Annotated in this window: 16 protein-coding genes; 1 reads left to right on the forward strand and 15 read right to left on the reverse strand. The window is 59.0% G+C overall.

All coding sequences use genetic code 11. From position 1 onward, the window contains the following. Positions 1-51 precede the first annotated feature (51 nt). The 15 genes from IPH10_10035 to hemC form a co-directional block, all read right to left on the reverse strand. Positions 52-1,638, reverse strand: a complete 1,587-nt coding sequence (locus IPH10_10035; protein ID MBK6911253.1) for a cytochrome c biogenesis protein ResB — start codon at positions 1,636-1,638, stop codon at positions 52-54. Positions 1,639-1,660: 22 nt separating this feature from the next. Further along, positions 1,661-2,905, reverse strand: coding sequence for a cytochrome c biogenesis protein CcsA (ccsA, locus tag IPH10_10040; GenBank protein ID MBK6911254.1), 1,245 nt, complete (start codon positions 2,903-2,905; stop codon positions 1,661-1,663). Positions 2,906-3,227: 322 nt separating this feature from the next. Then, a complete protein-coding gene (locus tag IPH10_10045; protein ID MBK6911255.1) occupies positions 3,228-4,355 on the reverse strand; it encodes a hypothetical protein in 1,128 nt (375 codons plus the stop codon). Then, positions 4,352-5,068, reverse strand: a complete 717-nt coding sequence (locus tag IPH10_10050) for a response regulator transcription factor (protein MBK6911256.1) — start codon at positions 5,066-5,068, stop codon at positions 4,352-4,354. Before IPH10_10050 ends, IPH10_10045 begins: the two co-directional genes overlap by 4 nt. Next, positions 5,061-6,188 (reverse strand): HAMP domain-containing histidine kinase, encoded by a 1,128-nt coding sequence (locus IPH10_10055; protein ID MBK6911257.1) that lies wholly within the window; start codon positions 6,186-6,188, stop codon positions 5,061-5,063. The genes IPH10_10050 and IPH10_10055 overlap by 8 nt, the downstream gene beginning before the upstream one ends. 19 nt (positions 6,189-6,207) lie before the next feature. Continuing rightward, positions 6,208-7,470, reverse strand: a complete 1,263-nt coding sequence (gene hemL / locus IPH10_10060) for a glutamate-1-semialdehyde 2,1-aminomutase (GenBank protein ID MBK6911258.1) — start codon at positions 7,468-7,470, stop codon at positions 6,208-6,210. Between the two features lie 50 nt (positions 7,471-7,520). Further along, a complete protein-coding gene (gene hemB / locus IPH10_10065; GenBank protein MBK6911259.1) occupies positions 7,521-8,507 on the reverse strand; it encodes a porphobilinogen synthase in 987 nt (328 codons plus the stop codon). Beyond that, positions 8,491-9,789, reverse strand: a complete 1,299-nt coding sequence (locus tag IPH10_10070) for a glutamyl-tRNA reductase (protein MBK6911260.1) — start codon at positions 9,787-9,789, stop codon at positions 8,491-8,493. The genes hemB and IPH10_10070 overlap by 17 nt, the downstream gene beginning before the upstream one ends. Then, complete coding sequence (locus tag IPH10_10075; GenBank protein MBK6911261.1) at positions 9,786-10,604, reverse strand: hypothetical protein; 819 nt, start codon at positions 10,602-10,604, stop codon at positions 9,786-9,788. The genes IPH10_10070 and IPH10_10075 overlap by 4 nt, the downstream gene beginning before the upstream one ends. A gap of 3 nt (positions 10,605-10,607) precedes the next feature. Then, positions 10,608-12,026 (reverse strand): protoporphyrinogen oxidase, encoded by a 1,419-nt coding sequence (gene hemG, locus IPH10_10080; protein ID MBK6911262.1) that lies wholly within the window; start codon positions 12,024-12,026, stop codon positions 10,608-10,610. Continuing rightward, positions 12,010-12,963 carry a ferrochelatase gene (gene hemH / locus IPH10_10085; protein MBK6911263.1) on the reverse strand — a complete coding sequence of 318 codons (954 nt, stop codon included), beginning with the start codon at positions 12,961-12,963 and terminating at the stop codon, positions 12,010-12,012. The genes hemG and hemH overlap by 17 nt, the downstream gene beginning before the upstream one ends. A gap of 9 nt (positions 12,964-12,972) precedes the next feature. Next, entirely contained in the window at positions 12,973-14,364 is a 1,392-nt protein-coding gene (gene hemN, locus IPH10_10090) for an oxygen-independent coproporphyrinogen III oxidase (GenBank protein MBK6911264.1), read from the reverse strand. Further along, a complete protein-coding gene (gene hemE / locus IPH10_10095; protein MBK6911265.1) occupies positions 14,361-15,428 on the reverse strand; it encodes a uroporphyrinogen decarboxylase in 1,068 nt (355 codons plus the stop codon). Before hemE ends, hemN begins: the two co-directional genes overlap by 4 nt. Beyond that, positions 15,421-16,161, reverse strand: a complete 741-nt coding sequence (locus tag IPH10_10100) for a uroporphyrinogen-III synthase (protein ID MBK6911266.1) — start codon at positions 16,159-16,161, stop codon at positions 15,421-15,423. Before IPH10_10100 ends, hemE begins: the two co-directional genes overlap by 8 nt. Beyond that, the gene (hemC, locus tag IPH10_10105) at positions 16,146-17,045 is read right to left on the reverse strand and encodes a hydroxymethylbilane synthase (protein ID MBK6911267.1); all 900 of its coding nucleotides are present in this window, start codon (positions 17,043-17,045) and stop codon (positions 16,146-16,148) included. Before hemC ends, IPH10_10100 begins: the two co-directional genes overlap by 16 nt. 666 nt (positions 17,046-17,711) lie before the next feature. Between hemC and IPH10_10110 the strand changes: the two genes are divergently transcribed. Continuing rightward, complete coding sequence (locus IPH10_10110) at positions 17,712-18,587, forward strand: NHL repeat-containing protein (GenBank protein ID MBK6911268.1); 876 nt, start codon at positions 17,712-17,714, stop codon at positions 18,585-18,587. Positions 18,588-18,639 lie beyond the last annotated feature (52 nt).

Genomic DNA, 18,639 nt, shown 5'->3' on the forward strand with positions numbered 1-18,639 from the left:
ATATTGTGCCCTAGGTATAGTACCGGTAATTCTTACAATCGCAAGAGCTGTTTAGTAGCTTACGATTTCCGGCTGGACGGTCATTTTAACGTCGGCTCCAGGATGCTCGGCGGCTGAGGCAAGATCGTGCTCGAACGCGCGAATCATCTTCTTACTAAACGCATAGACGCGGGTCAGCGGCTGGCCGGCAGACGGCCGTTCGACGTAAACGATGCGGTGCGTAATATAGAAGCACAGAATTAAGCCGAGACTGGCGACAATGAAGCCTAACCAGAGGAATTCCGTGCCGACGGTACGGCGAATCTCAAAGATGGTGACGATGTCCATGCGCGCCTGTCTGCCGGTGATGTCGGTAGCCTCATACTTGAGATTGCCGACCACCGTCTGATGTCCTTCCATCGCCAGAAACGACCACATCGTCTTCTTGAAACCATTGGGGCCTTCGGCGGTGAGTTCCAGCGCGGGATTGGTGAAATTGGCGCTGGCGGAATAGGCGTTTCGGCGTGAATCGAGCTTGAAGTCCGGCAGCAGCCGTGCGGCAGTGATCTTGACGGTGTCGCCCGGAATCATCACGCTTTCGTTTTGTTTGAGCGGCAGCCGATGCAGGACATTGCCGAGCGAATCGGACACCACAACCGTCAACTGGTCGTAGGTGGCCGTGACGCGCGGCGAGCCGGGATCGTAGGAGCTCTGGTAGAAGCGATATCCTCGATAGCGCAGGGGTGTGTTGACGGAAATCTGCTTCTCCAGCACGGGCTGCCCGTTTTCGAGAATGGTCACCGAACTGATGTACTGCTTGATATTGCCGCCGGCGTTGCGGAGATCCCAATCGTTGGAGATCTCAACGTCCTGCAAGGACACATATTCAAGCTCGCCGGTTTCGGCGCGGCGCTCGACCTTCCATGAATCGGGGCCGTCGCGTTCAATCAGTCGGCCGATCCACGCGCCTTCCGCGAGCACCCATTGGTGCGGCTGGAGAGGGTAGAATTCGACGCGGAAGCTGTCAATGCGGACATCAAACGGCACCCCCTCGGTTTGGACGATATCACCGGGATAGCCACCGTTACGAACATCGGTGCCGCCAAACGATCCGACGAGCCCGCCGATGGCGAGCAGCAAGAGGCCGACATGCGTGAGCAACGGTCCCCACAGCGCCCAGCGGCCGGATTCGCCGACCCACACGCGTTCGGAATCGAGTCGTGTTGCGAGCGATCGTCCCAGCCGCGGAAGAAAAGTCTCAGCGGCTTCGGTCGTGGACAGATAGATCTGCGCGGAGTGTTCGTTGACGATCCGCGGATCGAGGTCGGGTTTACGGCTCCACAGCCGCCATACAATCGGCGTGCGTTCGAGGACGCAGGCAAACAGCGAAAGAGAGAGCAAAGCGATCAACCCGCGATACCACCACGAGCTAAAGGGGTTGTGCATTTCGAGCGAGCGATAGATCAACTGTCCAATGGCTGCGCCGGTACCTTCGGCGGGTTGGTCCATCCACTGGGGATCCACGAGTTCATTGCTGAACAGCGAAGCGAGTGACAGCGCGCCGAGGACAATGAGAATCCAGATGGCGAACTTCATGGTGGACAACATGGCCCACCATTTGGGCTTGCGACTGACGGGCGGCGAAGCGGAGACGGTCATGGGCGATATTGCGCTGCGCGCTTTAGTTATAGGCGTGCAAACCGCCGAAGAAGAAGTTACCGAACAGCGAGAGCATCATCATGGCGAAACCAATGAGCGAAAGCACGGCGGTGCGCGGACCGGACCAGCCGCGTTGATAGCGGGCATGCAGGAAGGCGCTGTAGAACAGCCAGATAATCAGCGCGCCGACCTCTTTGGGGTCCCAGCTCCAGAACGAGCCCCACGCGCTTTCGGCCCAGATCGCTCCAGCGAACAGCGCACCAAGCGTATAAAGCGGATAGCCCAACGCGACCGACCGATAGTTGACTTCATCGAGCAGTCGGCCGTCCAAATGCAGTTTGCCGGCAATCGAGCCGAAGCCCAACGCCGTATGCAGCACGAAGGCGCCGACCGTTCCAAAGACGAGCGTCATCCCGAAGAACTCGAAAATGCGTAGTGGGCTGTCGGGCGTGAGCTCGGCCTGTTTGGTGCTGAGTAGGATACCAGCCGCCATTGCGCCGAGGAACAGCCCGGAGAATGCGATGGCTGCCCAATAGCGGGATTCGACGGACGGTGTGCCGCGCTTGAACATGTAGTTCCAGATGAAGCCCGCGGGAACCATGTAGATTCCCAGCAGCACGAGGATATTGCCAAAGCGCGTCGGAGCGCCGAGCAGTTGCATCGCCGACTGGTTCGCCAGTACGTCGCTGACATTACCGACGATTGCGATGATCAGCGGAATGAAGACCAATACCCGCAGCGGAATACGCCAGGAGGGCTGGAAAGTCTTCTTGGCTTCGTCCTCACTGCGCACGGCCAACAGATAGACGAACGAGACGGCCGCGGCGACCGCGAAGGCGCCTGCGCCGATGCTGGCGAGCGTCACGTGAATCATCAGCCACGAACTGCGCAGCGCGGGCATAAGCTGTTGACTCGGGTCTTTGGGCAACAGCGAGGCCGCGACCATCAGCATGATCACCACGGGCGAGATCAGGGCGCTGATCACCCAATTGCGGTAGCGCCAGGTCAGGAAGGTGAAACTGACGACGGCCATCCAACTCATGACCGCCATGTACTCGTACATGTTGGACATGGGGAAGTGGCCGGTGTTGTTCCACCGCAGGAAGAAGGCCACCGTCTGCGGAATGAAGCCTGCGGCGAAGCAGATCGCGCCGAAGGTCGTCCAGAATTTCTTGCGCGCCGCGAGCCAGATCGTGAAAGACAGCCACCCGATCAAATATGCCCAGAACGAGAACCAGAAAAGTTGAACGTCAAGAGAGGGTGTCATTGTACACCTGCTCGGTTGATGGATATGACATGAATAAAAAAGTCCGCACGCGCCGGAGCGCAAGCGGACGACTTGTGTGCGTAGGGTAACTGCGCAAGATTGCGCGACAATATGCAGTAGCGGACAGTCATTATTCGCGCGGATGCGCTATGTGAAAGAAAGCACGAATAATTTGGGAAATCATTCGTGCATAGTCAAGCATAATTACTGCCTATGGGTCACATTGATGCAAAATCGAGTGGAGTGTCAAAGTGACCATGTTCAGGGTTTTCATTGAATGAGACTTGCTAAGTCTTATTCGCGCCAAAAAAAGGACTCCTCCCTACTGGCGTAAGCGCGATGGCTCTCGCAGCAACTGGTGAGGCATGGCATCTAAACTGGAGCGGTGGCACTCGAGGCATGCTTGGGCAAAGCCATGCGTGCGGGTGTCCGGTTCGTGACATTTGAGGCACAAGGAGCGTTCGACGGTGCCGCGATAGGGCATGGGCAAAGGGTATGAACCGGAGACAATGCCGTCCATGCGCAGATTGACGACCTGAAAATCCCAGCGCCCGGCATCCACGGCGCTTGAGCCGTGTGCGCGATGACAAGTTATGCAAGAAATTTGGCTGCGCGTGCTTGGTCCGTACGTACTGGTCGTGGTGATATTCGGGTCTTCAAAGGGCACTTGCGGCAGGTAGCTGGTGAGCGGATTGCCCCCCGTTGGATTGCTGCTGCCGTCGTAATGTTCATAGGAGTTGCGCGCTTCCGATGGCAAAGCTCCCGCAACCACATGCCGGAAGCCGTCACGGGCGTCCTGATGGTAGAACCCGTGACAATTGGCGCACCAATTCGTCCAGCCGGATTGATATGCGGTATGCAGACTTGGTGATTCAGCGGCTCCGGTCAGCGGGATGCCCTGCGCCACGGGTGCCGGATATGCGAAGGTAATCTGGCCGGCGGGAACAAAGCCCGCGCCTCGCAGCATCCGGAAGTTCTCGTTGCCATGCGGATCATGACACGAGGTGCAAGCCAAGCGCGCCGCCGGGAATACACCACCGGGCGCCATGGTGTTCACCGGATCGGGGCCCGCATTAAACGTGTAGTTTTCGCAATTGTGAACGCCGTGGCTGCCGCTTAGCGGGTAGAGTGCGCCGTTTGGCGCGTCGTTGATATTTGCGGCTCCGATGAACACGAAGTTACCGCTGCCGCGTTCCGGCGCGGGCAGCGTCGGCGTTTGCGCCCAGACCGAACCGTTGTTCGCGCCGTGGCAGCTCAGGCAAACATCCGTGGGCGAATCAAAGCGCAGCAGGTACTTGTTGTTGTGCGAGGGCGGTTCGATGAAGTCGTCGCTGCCGTTGTGCATCATGTGACAGGCCGCACAGCTGGCAACGCCGCCATCGTGAAATGCGCAGGCGACATCAAATGTGCCAAGCAGCGACAATAGAATCAGTAGGCGCAGCGGATTCATTCCGCTTTCTCCATGGTAGGCAAGGCGGTAAATTTATACCCGGCGGCGTATACGGTATGCAGATGCCGGGGATGGCGCGGATCGTCTTCAAGCAGTTTGCGCAGGCGGACCATCAGATTGTCAATAGTACGGGTCGAGGGATAGCGGTCGTAGCCCCAGACGCGTTCGAGAATTTCGTCACGGGTGACGACATTGCCTTCACGTTCCGACAGGAACTTCAAGATCATACACTCTTTCTGCGTCAAAGTCTCCGCTCCGCGCGGCGTACTGGCGGAATAGGCCGCCAGATCAACCTGACACCGTCCGACATTTAGCAAATTGCCCAGATCAGGGGTCCGGCGGTACCATTCACCGCGCCGCAGAATTGCGCGAATACGCACGATCAGCTCGCGGATGCTGAATGGTTTCGTAAGGTAGTCGTCGCCGCCAAGTTCAAGGCCGCGCACCCGCGCATCGTCGCTGTCCCGCGCCGTTAGAAATAGAATTGGGACATGAATACCATCAGCGCGTGTGCGTTCGCAGACGTCAAAGCCGCTCATGCCGGGCAGCATTACATCGAGTAGGACGAGGTCGTGGCCGCCTTCCCGAATCGTTTTCAGTGCGTTTAAGCCGTCGGCGACGTGCGTCGTCTCAAATCCTTCAGCTTCGAGATTCAGTTTGAGTCCGGCGGCGATATGCGCCTCATCTTCAACGATGAGAATGCGTTCAGGCATTCGATTCCTTCTTTGCGGCGGGCACGCGCACGACAAACTGTGATCCCTTGCCAAGTCCCGCACTGCGCGCGGCGACGGTGCCGTGCATCGCCTGCACCAGTTCGCGCACGAGATAGAGCCCGAGGCCAATGCCCTGCTGGGTGCGCGTGTCTTCATTGCCCACGCGGTAGAATCGCTCGAACAGGCGGGCGCCTTCGTCAGCGGTGAACCCCTGTCCTTCGTCGGTGACAATCAGCTCAAGTATCTCATCGCGGCGCGTCAGATAGACGTCAATCATGCCGCCCTGCGGCGAATACTTAGCGGCGTTGTCCACAAGGTTCTTGACGATCAACTGCCAGCGGCGCGGGTCGGCCAGCGCGAACAGGCCGTAGTCAACATCCAGATTCAACCGATGCTTGCCGGAGAACTCAATCCGGGTTCTTAGGTCATTGACGGCGCGGACCGTTTCTTCACTGATGTCCACCGTTTCGAGCGGCAGCGCTTTCCCGGGCAGCAAGACGCGCTGCGCCTGGAGGAGCCGGTCAATCAAGTCGTGCAGCCGATCAAGATCAACGGACATTGTTTCGAGCATTTCGGCGCGTTGTGCCTGCGGCAAATCGCGTTCGCGCAGCGTATCCAGGTACATCCGCAGCGACGTGATCGGCGTTTTCAATTCATGCGACGTAGCTGACAGGAAGACCGACTGGCGATGTTCGACGTCAATCTCTTCGCGCAAGGTGCGGAACATATATAGCACTCCGACCAAGACCAGCAGGCCAAAGAACGCGCCTTCGCTGATAAACATTCGCACGCGTGAAGCTGTGAACTTCTCCAGTACGCGCTGCGCTTCCATACGAATTTGAACGCGTCCATCGGCGCCCAATTCCAGATCGGGAAACGTATGCGCCAGCCAAACGGGAAAGTGCGGGCCCAGCGCTTCACGCCGTTCGGACGCAATCGCGATCTGCTGCGTCCAGTAGTTATTTTGCGTATCGGCGATGCGGCGACCTTCATGGAATTGGAAGATGGACCACCATGTCAATTGCGCGATCGCGAAGAGCGAGATGAGCATGAAAACGACGAAATGCCGCCGGAAGGGCAGCTTGGGGCGTTGCCATGCGTCGCGCAGCCACGCAATCATCTTGAGATCGGAACTCCCGTTATTTGAGCGATGCGAACGCCTCCCGCGCAGTTTCAATCGTGCGGTCAATCAGCGCGTCGCTGTGAGCGAGCGATACGAACCAGCATTCATAGCCGGACGGCGGCAGATGCACGCCGCGTTTGAGCATTTCATGGAAGAAACAGCGGAAACGCGCGTGGTCACATTGCTGCGCGTCGGCGTAGTTGCGCACGGGCCGCGTCGTGAAGAACAGTGTTAGCATCGAACCGACGCGCTGCACGGACGCGGGAATCCCCGCATCTCGGCACGCCTGTTCGAGTCCGGCGCAGAGGCGCGTCGAGCGGCGTTCGAGCTGCCGATAGGCGACTTCGTCCAGCTTGGCGAGCGTGGCGATGCCGGCGTTCATCGCCAGCGGATTGCCCGACAGCGTGCCCGCCTGATAGACCGGGCCTTGCGGCGCGACGAGTGACATGATCTGCTTTGAACCGCCGTAGGCGCCGACGGGCAGTCCACCGCCGATGACCTTGCCGAACGTTGCGAGATCGGGACTGATGCCGTAGAGTTCAATCGCGCCGCCGCGCGCGACGCGGAAACCAGTCATGACTTCATCGAAGATCAGCAGCGCACCAAACTCATTGCACAGTGTGCGCAGTCCCGCCAAGAACTCTGGCGCGGGCGGAATACAGCCGACATTTCCTGCCACAGGTTCGACGATCACGGCCGCGATTTCGAGCGGCTCGGCCGCAAAGAGCGCCCGGACTGAGCCGAGATCGTTGATCACGGCGCAGCGCGTGTCCTGTGCCGCGCCGGGGGTCACACCCGGGCTGTCGGGCAAACCGAACGTTGCGGCCCCTGAGCCTGCCTGAACCAAGAACGCGTCGGCGTGTCCGTGGTAGCCGCCGGAGAATTTGACAATAACATTGCGCTGCGTGGCGGCGCGCGCCAGTCGAATCGCACTCATCGTGGCCTCGGTGCCGCTATTGACGAAGCGCACCATTTCCAGGCCGGGTACACGCGCAATGATCTCTTCGGCCAGGACGACTTCGGCAGCGGATGGGGCACCATAGCTGAACCCCATTTCGGCGGCGCGTTGCACAGCGTCCAGGACCGACGGTTCACGGTGACCCAGAATCATGGGTCCCCAGCTTCCAATGTAATCAATATACTCGTTTCCGTCAACGTCCACCAGCAACGCCCCTTCAGCGTAGGCAATGATGGGCGGTTCGCCGCCAACGGATTTGAAGGCGCGCACAGGCGAGTTGACCCCGCCCGGGAGTACACGCTGGGCGCGTTCAAACCACATACGCGAAACGCCGGTTGTGCGTTGCGTCAGCTCGTGGGAGTCCATGAGTGTCATTGGGCGAATTCCTGATTGAGCCACTCGGCGGCCTCGGCGGCATGGTACGACAGAACGAAGTCCGCTCCGGCGCGTTTGAAAGCCAGTAAAGATTCGAGGATGATTCGCTTGCGGTCAATCCACCCGCGCTGCGCCGCCGCTTCGATCATCGCGTATTCGCCGGAAACTTGATAGGCGGCGGTGACGCGGCCATACTTCTGCTTGACCGCGTGCAGAATGTCGAGATAGGCGATACCGGGCTTGACCATGATCATGTCCGCACCTTCGGCCAAATCCAATTCGACTTCGCGCAGCGCTTCAAGCGCATTGGCCGGGTCCATCTGATAGCCGCGGCGGTCGCCGAATTGCGGCGCCGAGTCCACGGCGATCCGGAACGGCCCGTAGTACGCCGAAGCATACTTTACGGCGTAAGACAAGATGGCAATATGCTCGTAGCCGTTGGCGTCGAGAGCTTTGCGAATGGCGCCGATCCGGCCGTCCATCATATCCGACGGGGCAACGATGTCAGCGCCGGCACGCGCGTGACTGACGGCGGTTCTCGCCAGGAGAGCCAGCGTCGCGTCGTTATCAACGTCATGGCCATGCAACGCGCCGCAGTGGCCGTGGCTCGTGTATTCACACAGGCAGACATCGGTGATAACGAGTAGATCGGGATAAGCGTGCTTGATCGCGCGCACGGCCTGTTGCACTTCGGCGTTGTCGTCGTACGCGGCAGAACCAACTTCATCCTTGTAGGTCGGAATGCCGAACAGGATCACGCCCGGCACTTTGGCGCTGACGCAGCGGGCGGCGGCTTCTACGACGCGGTCCACGGACCAATGCCACTGCCCTGGTAAGCTGGAAATCTCGTTGACGATGTTCGAGCCCGGCACAACGAACAGCGGTTGAATCAGATCGGAGGGCGACAGGTAATTCTCGCGTACAAGTCGGCGCAGCGTATCAGTGCGGCGCAGGCGGCGCGGACGGTCAGTGGGAAAGCTCATGGTTCAGTTGTTCGAGTATTTGCTCGGTGGCCGCGCGGTCCTTTCCGGCGAAGGCAACGGCGATGGCCCGAGCGAGGGTTAGATCGTTGCCGTCCGCCGCGGCGCGGCGCATATTGGCGACAATCAGGCTTGTGACTTTTTTCATCATGGCGCGTGAGAACTTCTCGACCTCTTCGCGGTCTTCGGGCCGGAAGTGGTGGGCCTGATGTTCGACTTCAGCGGCGCGAATACTCTCGAGCGCAGCCTGCAATTGCTGTAAACTCGGCGCAATGCGATTATTGCGATACCATTCGACGAACTCTTCGACTTCTTTCTCGACGATCTCCTCGGCGCGCACGGCTTCTTTTTGGCGTGCCCGAATATTGACGGCGACGAGCTCCTGGAAATCGTCCACGGTGTAGACATAAACGTCATCGAAGTCGGCAAACTTCGGATCAACGTCACGTGGTACAGCCAGATCAAGGAATAGCAGCGGACGTTTGCGCTGGCGCAGCGTCCCGCCCTGCTCGGCGACGTTGAGAACCGGCGTCTGCGCGGAAGTTGCGGAGACCACGATGTCTGCCCACGCCAGATCGTCAGCCGTCGGGGGGAAGTTCGTCACGTCGCCCGCAATCTGTTCGGCCAGCACCGCGGCCCGCTCCGCTGTGCGATTGCTGACGCGCACTTTGCAGGCGCCCGCGTCAGCAAGGTACTTCGCCGCAAGTTGCGTCGTTTCGCCCGCGCCGACCAGCAGGATGTTCTGCTCTTCGATCTTGCGGAAGAGCCGCTGCGCAACTTCGATGGCGGCATAGGCCACCGACACCGCGCCTTGTGAAATCGCCGTGCGCGTGCGCACTTGCTTGCCGCAGGAAATCGCGTGCGTGAAGACCTTGTTTAACGTGGCACTCGTGCTGGCAAGCTCTAACGCCGTGCCATACGCGTTCTTCACCTGCGCAAGAATCTGAATCTCTCCGAGCATCTGGGAATCGAGGCCGGAGGCCACCCGAAACAGGTGGCGTGCGGCGGCGGCGTCGCGGTACACATAGGCCACGTTGCCGTCATCCGGATCCAAGCCGCACGCTTCGGCGTAGAGCGCGCGCAGCTCGGATTCCTCGAAGTGATAGGTCGGCGAGACATAGATTTCGGCACGATTGCACGTCGAGAGAATCACGGCACCTTCGATATTCGGATGTCGCACCAGGCCTTCGAGAATCATGGGCAGCGCGTCCGGCGCAATCGCCGCTTTCTCGCGCATAGAGAGTACGGCCGTTCGGTGATTCAAACCGATCATCTCGAGCTTCACGAACGGCCCCCGAAGAAGATCTGTGCCACCGAGCCGGCCATGAGCAGAAACATCAGGGTCGTGAGTGCCACGGTGAGCCGCGCCTGCCGCTGATCGCCGAGCCAGCGTTTGCGTTCGGACAGTGCCAGCACCGACGCAACTACCCAGAGGGCAAACATCTCGTGCAAATGACTGAAGAAGCTCGGCGAACCTTCGCGCTCAATGAACATGAAGATGGTTGACGAGGCAAAACTTACCGTTATCAGCAGCCAGCCGTGATAGATCGCCAAAGACCGCAGACGGTGCATGTCATCCATGGACGGCAGGGTCGAGAAGAGCCGCCCGAATTGGCGATTCTTGAGCATGCGCCTCAGGACAATCGAACCGGCACCATAAACACCGCTGCCGAAGAGCATCGCCACACCCGCCATCGAGAGAATGATGTGCACGGCTGACCATGCGGAGTGCAGTTCGCGCGGACCTTCCACGTGACGCAACCCTCCGGCGATGGATGCCAAGAGCAGGCAAACCACAAGCACTAGTGGCAAAAGAACAAGCATGCGTTGGGAGATCCGGCGCTCGACCAGCTGTTGATCCATCCAGATCAGGAAGCCCAAGAACGCGCAGATTTGTCCGACCGTCAGAATCGGAATCTGCTGTTGCACGGCACTGAGCGCACCAAGCCACACCGCATACACCGCCAGCGCGACCCAGCCGAGCTTGACGGCATGGCGTTCCATAAGGTCGTCGGGCTTATGATAGAGGATGAGCCACATGGCGAGCAGCCCGCCAAAGAATAACAGCAAAATCGCCGGTAGGAGGGTGTAGAGCCACATATCCTAATGGATTCTCCATTGCGTAAGCAGTGACTTGGCGACACGAAACGCGTCTTTGACACAGCCGTTCACAGAGACGCCGCGGTAAGCCGCGCCGGTGAGGAATAGGCCCGGCAGTTGCCGTTCCAGGAGTTCCAACTCGCCGATGCGGTCCAAATGGCCTCGTGTGTATTGTGCGATGCCTTGCGGATGACGAATCAGTTTTCTGAAGACGGGTTCTTGGCGCACGTTAAACAGGCGGCGATGTTCGTTCGAAGCAATTTGTTCAACTTCGGCATCGCTTAGATTGACAATGGCCGGATCCTGGGCTCCGCCGATCATTGTGCGGAGCATGTGCATTCCCTGCGGTGCCTGATTCGGGAAGATCGCATCGCACCAGAGCGAGCCCAGCGCACGATAGTCTTCGCCACGCGGAATTAGGACGCCAAAGCCATCTAATGGGTGCCCAACATCCTCGGTTTTGTGTCCATGCGCTACTACGTCTATGGGCGCATAGGGAATGGCGCGGAGACATTCGGCGGCGTTGTAACAGATGCCCCTCACGATATCCGCCGCTGCATAGGATGGACAGGCGAGAATTACGGCGTCGGCGGCATACGTTCCATCGGGCGTCACGACGTCAAAGTAGTCCCCGCGCGGTTGCACAGCTTCCACCTGCGCATTGGTAATGATCATTTCAGTCAATTCCGCGGCAAGCGTATCGGTCAGCTCGCCCATGCCGTCAGCAAATGTAGTCAGCGTCGCCGCCGCACCGCCCGGTCCACCGGTTGCTTTTCCGTTGCGCTTAGCCGCGCGCTGCTTGGCAATCATAGCGCGAAACAACCCACCGTATTCGTTTTCCATTTCAACCATCTTCGGGAACACCGCGCGCAACGACAATTCGCGCGCGTTGCCCGCAAAGATACCCGAGACCATCGGATCAATCATATACTGCGCGAAGGATTCACCAAGTCTGCGCCGCGCGAAATCATACACGGTTTCGTCGTCCTGATCGCGCTTCGCGGGGATGGCCAGCTCACACGCCATGCGCAATTTCGCGCCGGTTGGCAGGATGTCAGATTTCAGAAACGCGCCCGGCGACAGCGGGACTTCACGCATCTTGCCGTGGTGGTAAATGTAGCGTTTAGCGGCATGCGGCGACGCCTTGATCAACCGCGGCTCCAAGCCCAGCCGTTTCACCAGATCAAGCGTCGCGGGTTCGTTGTCCAGGAATCCGTTTGGTCCCCATTCGCACAGGTAGCCATCGCTGCGCTCGGTGCGCGTCGCGCCGCCGATAACCGGCTGCGCTTCCAGAATTGTCATTCGCGGGTTAGCCCCGTGTTCGCGCGCGAGCGCACGGATCATGTACGCGGTCGCGAGGCCGGCCACGCCGCCACCGACGACGACAACTCTCGGCGCCAGAGGATTAGCAGGCGGCTTCATCGTGGCTCTCGTGCCAAACATGCAGCAGCGCATGGGCAAATTGCGGATCGTCGTTAAAGACGCGTGCGCGAACGTATTTTTTCACGCCGGCACTTTCGACCATCTCTTTGGCAACGCTATCGAGATCATACAGCGTTTCCAGACAATCGGCGACGAAACTTAACGGCATCATGACGATCGGCGCATCGCTCTTGGTCCATTCGGGTAGAACCTCTTCCATATACGGCTTCGTCCACGCCACGGGACCGACTTTGCTCTGAAACGCCACGACCCACTCCGTGCCCTGCGGCAGACGGCGTGCGAGTTTTTCTGCCGACGCGCGCACCCGGTCAGGATAGTCGTCACCGCGGTTGACATAAATTTGCGGGATACCGTGCGCGACAAACATGACTCGCGCGCCCATTCCTGCTTCAGCCAGCGCGGCCTCCAGATACGATCCCCACAGTTCGAGCACAGCTTCTTCCTGGCCCCAATCTTCAAGGTATTCGTACTTCAATCCCAGGTGCTCTGCGGCGCGCTCGACCTCCTTCATCACCGAGCCTGTCATCGTATGCGTGTAGTGCGGGAAAAGCGGCAGAATGTGGACCTTTGTCACGCCCTTCTTGCGCAGTTGTTCGAGCGCCTCGGGGATCGTTGGCGAAATGTAACGAAACGCCCACGCGACCTCCATTGGCGCACCGTGCGCGTTCAATTCCTGAATAACGTTCTGACGCAGCGATTCGCTCCAGTGGAAGAGCGGGGTGTAACCGCCAATGGACTCGTAGCGTTCAGCCACTTCGTCTACGCGTTTTTTCGCAATCAGACTCGCCAGCGGCTTGCGCAAAATCGCGGGCAAGTCAATAATCGCCGGATCGCTGAAGATCTCGCGCAGGTACGGTTCGATGTCGTTGCGACGGGCCGGGCCGCCCATATTGATCAGAAGAATGGCTTCAGTCATCGTCGTGACCTATACGGTTTTGGAGAACTGCACGTTTTGTTGTCCGGCCAGATAGCGGTCGAACGGCATCGCCAGATTGCGCACGAAGAGTTGGCCCAGCGGCGTGACGAGATAGCCGCCGTTTTCGCGACGGACCAAGCCGAGCGGTTCGTATGCCGCGATTTCGGCCAGCGCGTGGTTCATGCGTGTTTCAAACTCGGTATTTTCGCCGGTCGTGGCGGGGCGCTTCACTTCCAGATTGCACATCAGATGATTAATGATCTGCTTGGTCGTGCGATCATCTTCATTCAATTCATGTCCGCGCTCGAGCGGCCAGAGATTCGCTTCGAGTGCGGCGGCGTAGGCTTCCGGCTGCGCGATATTTTGCGTGAAGAGATCGTGGAATTCGCTGATGCCGGAGCAGCCGAGGCCGAGCAGTTCGAGCCCGCGTGTCGTCGTGTAGCCCATGAAATTGCGCCAGAGCCGTCCCGCCTGCTGCGCCCGCGCCAGATCATCGTCGGGCAGTGCGAAATGATCCATACCGATTCCGGAGTAACCCGCATCGCTGAGGACTCGATGCGCGTCAAACAGCATGCCCAGGCGTTCGCGCGGCGATGGCAGTTCGTCCTCATGGATGGCCTGTTGATGCTTCATGCGAGCGGGCAGGTGTGCGTATCCGAAGCACGCGAGGCGATCGGGCCGCAGCGTGGCGACGTGAGCGAGCGTGTCTTTCCAAGTCGCCCGCGTCTGGCGCGGCAATCCATAGATCAAGTCAATATTGACGCTGGTGAAACCATGCGCACGGGCGCGCTCGATGAATGCCTGCATGTCGTCAAAGCTAAACTCGCGGCGCACGGCCTGCTGCACATTGGGATCGAGGTCCTGTAATCCCGCCGAGATTCGCGTAAAGCCGCGCGCCGCGAGCAGAGCAAGATGTTGGTCCGTCGTCACGCGGGGATCCACTTCGACCGAACGGTCGCAATCCGGCGTGCCGGGAATGTGTTTAATGATCAGGTCCAGCGCGCGCGCTAAGCGTTCGGCGGGGATATAGGTCGGCGTTCCACCGCCGAGATGCAACTGGCTGTGCTGCACCGGATGCCGGAACTCGGAGGCGACTTTGCGCACTTCGCCTTCGAGCGCATCCATGTAGCGCTGCATGCGTGCGTCGTCGTGAGTAATGTGCGCGTTGCAACCACAATACAAGCAGCGCTGGCGGCAGAACGGCAGATGCAGATAGACAGCGATGCCTTCGCCGTCTTGTCCGAGTCGGCGCAGCGTCCGGATATACGCGGCTTCATTGATAGGCGCTTGCCATACCGGTACCGTCGGGTATGACGTGTAGCGCGGACCGCGGCCATCAAGCTCTTGCACCAGCGCGAACGCGCGCTCTTCAGAAATGTCGTACCAGTTATTCAGATTCACTGGCGCCCTCCGCGAATCTCGTCGAGCAGCACTTCTACATTGTGAATCGGGGTGCTGGGCAGGATGCCGTGGCCCAAATTGAAAATGTGACCGCGCGGTCCGGCCTGCGCGCGGATTTCGCGCGTGCGATTGCGAATCGTCGTTTCGTCGGTCAAAAGCAGGATTGGATCAAGATTGCCTTGCAGCGCGACCTCCGTGCCGAAACGCGCACGGGCTTGATCGAAAGTCATACGCCAGTCCAGGCCATACACGCTCGCACCTGCCTCGCAGGCAGAAACCAGATGCATACTGTTGAGCGCAAAGTAGGTCATGGGCACGCCCAAGTCACTCAGTTCGGTGAAAATGCGGCGCAGCACGGGCAAATTGACCGTGCGGAATTCATCATCAGTCAGATTCCCCGCCCACGTGTCAAAGAGCTGAATCGCATCGGCGCCCGCTTGCACCTGCGCCCGCAGGTAACGGATCGTCATATTCGCCAGCTTGTCCAGCAACAGCGTGAACGCCGCGCGGTCACCGTACATCATTTGTTTGGTGAACTTGAACGGGTCGGGTTTGCCGCCCTCAATCAAATATGTTGCCACAGTGTAGGGCGCACCGCAGAATCCGATCAGGGCGGTTTCCGACGGCAGTTCGCGTCGCAACAGCGTCACGGCCTCCAACACATCGGCAAGTTCATCCTGCGGATCAAAGTCGCGCAGGGACTGCACCTGTTCGCCTGTGCGCACCGGATGCGGGATGACCGGGCCGTGCCCGCTGTCAAATTGCAGACCCGCGCCGAGCGGTATGGCGGGAATCAGAATGTCGCTGAACAGAATCGCGGCGTCAAATTGAAAGCGGCGAATCGGTTGCAGCGTCACTTCGCAGGCCAGCTCCGGCGTGCGGCAGACGGTGATGAAGTCATGCTGTTCGCGGACGGCGCGATATTCCGGCAGGTAGCGTCCGGCCTGCCGCATCAACCACACGGGCGGCACGGAGAGCGTTTCGCCGCGTGCGGCGCGCAGGTACTTTCCGGAATCGACGGTTAAATTACGTGCGCGATCCGGCGCGGTCAACACATCAGACATGCTCGGGCTCCCAGGCATTGCTATCGGCGAAGCGGATGGCGTTCACAATAGCCTCCGCGCGAGGTTGTTCGGACAGAATCGTGTTACGCTGGCCCATTGTAATCAAGGCGCGATGCGTCGTCGGCCCGATGGCGACTGCTGTGAACGGCCACGGCAGCGGATGGGCCAGGCAAAATGCACGTACGGCGCTTGGCGCATAGAACACGGCATATTCGCACGGCAACAGCGCCGCGAGCGCTGTTTGCAACTCCTGCGGATCGAGCATCAGCGTGCGGTAGACAGGCAACGCCTGCACATTCAGACCCAATTCGCGGCAGGTCGTCGTGAAGTCAGAGTCGTGCCCGCCGGGACACGGGTAGAGGATGTCCGTACCGGCGGGCAACGATTTAGAAAGCGAAAGAGCGAGATGCGCGCCATCGGCAACGGGCGCAACATGATCCGGTTTACGGGCGAACAGCGCATGGGCGACATCGGCAGTCGCTTGGCCGACGCAGGCGATCCGCACGGAAGGCTGTAGCACATGGGCCGCGTGCACGAGAGCGCGATACAATCCACGTGCGCCATTGGCGCTGGTGAAGGCAATCCACGGCGTGGTCACGCCGACGAAATTCGCGGGCAATAGGAACTCGGTTGCAGTCACAGGCAGCGCGGCGGAGCTATAGCCTTCCGCTTCCAATGCAGCGCGCAACTGTACCGCGCTATCCGGCTTGCGCAGAATCAGCACGCGTGGCATGAGGCGCTCAAATGCTCGAAGAGCTCCTGCGGCAGAGCGGCGGCATCCGTCCCCTGCACACCGGCGCGCACGGGACCGGTTTCTTTGCTAAACCAGAAGCCTTCCAGTCGCCATGCGTCGCCGATGCGATAGGCATAAACGCCCAGCGGCAAGCCACAGCCGCCGCCGAACAGCGACTGTACCTGGCGTTCCAAGCGTGTCGCTATCGCGGCGTCAAGATTGTGAATGGCCGTTTGCACACCAGTGATCCGCTCGTCATCACCGCGCATCTGGATCGCCAAGGCACCCTGACACGGTGCGGGAATGAACTCGGTCGGGTTGAGCCGGATGGCGGTGAATTCCGACAGGTCCAACCCAAGTCGCGCGACACCCGCGCAGGCGAGCATGATCGCGTCATATTCGCCATCGCGCAACTTGCGCAGGCGGGTGGGGACATTGCCGCGCAAATCTCGGGGTGTGATATCTGGACGGTGGGCAAGCAACTGAGTTTCGCGGCGCACCGCGCTTGTACCGACCATGGCGCCCGGCCTCAGATAGAACTCATCGGCGGATTCGGTGGCCGTCTCGCGTCGCATGATCAGCAGGTCAGCCACGTCTTCGCGGGCGGACACAGCAGCCAGGACCAATCCGTCGGGACAGCTTGAGGGCATGTCCTTGTACGAATGCACGGCGACATCAATGCGGCGATCGAGTAAGGCTTCTTCGAGCTCTTTAGTGAAGTAGCCGCTGCCTTCCAACTCGCGCAATGGTCGGTCGGTCACACGGTCGCCTTGGGTGGAGATAATGTTGACCTCAATGGGCATATTCAACTGCTTCTCGAGGAAGCTCTTGACCCAATTGGTTTGTGTCCTTGCTAAGTCGCTGCCGCGGGTACCGATGATCATGGGAGAAATCCGTGCTTTTGGCTCATTTTCGGTGTTCAAGATAGCGAACAGTGCATAATTGAGTGTCATGCAATTGTCACAATGCAAAAGTGTAGCAATGTCACACTATGATGCGGCGCGAAATGTGACTTCTTTTGTCATGTTTGAGGATTTGAACTGGTTGATTTAAACACAAGAGTTTAGCAGTCGCATATTCGCGCAGTTACGCAGGTATGCCTGTGCAATTTGCACAAGCATAGAGAGGCTGGATTTCGCGGATGCCTCTGTTTGCTGTCATTTCTTTCTTATTGTCACTGACCCTTTTGGGTCGTTTGTGAAATCTTTCGCAAAAGATTTCAAGCGCTTAGTAAAGTATGGATCACTGAGATAGGTGGAAATGACCAATCTGAGGCACAGTGTGTTCGGCGTTGCGTTTTCTCACCCAATGTGGTATCTTTGGGCCAAGCTTAAGCACGCTGAAATCTGTGGTAAATCGGACTAATCGAGTAAGATTCAGCGCTTAGCAATTTCCATAAGGTGAGGTCAAAGTAGACGGCGACGTCGTCTGCGTTGATACCGAACATTCAGGCCATGCGGCCCTCGCAACGACATACGACTTCGCGCTACGCGCACCTCCACTGCTTAAGAGCAGCGCTTGTGTTGTTGGCGTGTCTGGCCGGGGCGGCGATGGCGGCGGATCGATCGGTTGCGATCGTGCCGACATTGAGCTATCCGGCGGGCGAGCAATCGGCCTTGCAGCCGACGGGCTTGTATGTGGATACGCACACAAATGACGTTTATGTTGTAGACGCCTCGACGTCGCGTATCGCGATCTATGATGCAGACCGTCAGTACAATTTTGAGTTTTCAACCCGAGACCGTCTCGTGTCGCCCCGGCAGGTTGCCGTGGACGCGCAGGGACGGATTTTTGTTTTAGGCGATACCCGCGAGCATACTCTGGCAGTGTTTGACTACAACGGCGAGTTTCTGCGGTACTTCGATCTGACGGACGGGACGGAACGGCTGCAACCGGCAGGCATCGCGCTGGACGCTCAGGATCAATTACACGTCTTGACGACGATGCCGTTGCAGGTGCATGTATTCTCGGCAGACGCCGCGCCAGTACGCGACTATTTTGTCTTCACTGAAGGCGACTCTATCTCGCGCTTCAATACGATTATCGGTAACTTTGCCATCTACGCGGACGAGATCGTCCTGCCGTTTCCGGTCTTTGGCAACGTGAGTTGTTTTGATTTGACCGGCAAGCTCACGCGGAGCATTGGCACGGCTGGTGGCGGACCGGGCGAATTGAGTTTTCCAATTGCCGGTGTTCCCTTGAAGGACGGCGGTTTTGCGATAGTGGATAAGCATCGTCATCTGGTTCAGTTCTTTCGACCGGATGGCCGATTTGAATTTGAGGCTGGCGGAGCTGGCTTGGTCGCGGGGTGGTTTTTCCATCCGACCAGCTTGGTAGCGTGCGCGGATGGCACATTGCTGGTGGGCCAGACCTATGGTGACCGTGTACAAGCTTTGGCGGTTCAAACTGCCAGCAGCGGTTCGTGAAACGATGATTTCGGTTCGTGAAAATATGTCAGGATCAATCTTAACCCAATGG

Source organism: bacterium, assembly GCA_016702305.1.
Lineage (GTDB): Bacteria > Electryoneota > RPQS01 > RPQS01 > RPQS01 > JABWCQ01.

What these genes read in the sequence shown, in the direction of transcription:
- IPH10_10035 (MBK6911253.1), bottom strand. Translation starts at nt 1,638, where the DNA reads ATGACCGTCTCCGCTTCGCCGCCCGTCAGTCGCAAGCCCAAATGGTGG.
- ccsA (MBK6911254.1), bottom strand. Translation starts at nt 2,905, where the DNA reads ATGACACCCTCTCTTGACGTTCAACTTTTCTGGTTCTCGTTCTGGGCA.
- IPH10_10045 (MBK6911255.1), bottom strand. Translation starts at nt 4,355, where the DNA reads ATGAATCCGCTGCGCCTACTGATTCTATTGTCGCTGCTTGGCACATTT.
- IPH10_10050 (MBK6911256.1), bottom strand. Translation starts at nt 5,068, where the DNA reads ATGCCTGAACGCATTCTCATCGTTGAAGATGAGGCGCATATCGCCGCC.
- IPH10_10055 (MBK6911257.1), bottom strand. Translation starts at nt 6,188, where the DNA reads ATGATTGCGTGGCTGCGCGACGCATGGCAACGCCCCAAGCTGCCCTTC.
- hemL (MBK6911258.1), bottom strand. Translation starts at nt 7,470, where the DNA reads ATGTGGTTTGAACGCGCCCAGCGTGTACTCCCGGGCGGGGTCAACTCG.
- hemB (MBK6911259.1), bottom strand. Translation starts at nt 8,507, where the DNA reads ATGAGCTTTCCCACTGACCGTCCGCGCCGCCTGCGCCGCACTGATACG.
- IPH10_10075 (MBK6911261.1), bottom strand. Translation starts at nt 10,604, where the DNA reads ATGTGGCTCTACACCCTCCTACCGGCGATTTTGCTGTTATTCTTTGGC.
- hemG (MBK6911262.1), bottom strand. Translation starts at nt 12,026, where the DNA reads ATGAAGCCGCCTGCTAATCCTCTGGCGCCGAGAGTTGTCGTCGTCGGT.
- hemH (MBK6911263.1), bottom strand. Translation starts at nt 12,963, where the DNA reads ATGACTGAAGCCATTCTTCTGATCAATATGGGCGGCCCGGCCCGTCGC.
- hemE (MBK6911265.1), bottom strand. Translation starts at nt 15,428, where the DNA reads ATGTCTGATGTGTTGACCGCGCCGGATCGCGCACGTAATTTAACCGTC.
- IPH10_10100 (MBK6911266.1), bottom strand. Translation starts at nt 16,161, where the DNA reads ATGCCACGCGTGCTGATTCTGCGCAAGCCGGATAGCGCGGTACAGTTG.
- hemC (MBK6911267.1), bottom strand. Translation starts at nt 17,045, where the DNA reads ATGATCATCGGTACCCGCGGCAGCGACTTAGCAAGGACACAAACCAAT.
- IPH10_10110 (MBK6911268.1), top strand. Translation starts at nt 17,712, where the DNA reads ATGGCGGCGGATCGATCGGTTGCGATCGTGCCGACATTGAGCTATCCG.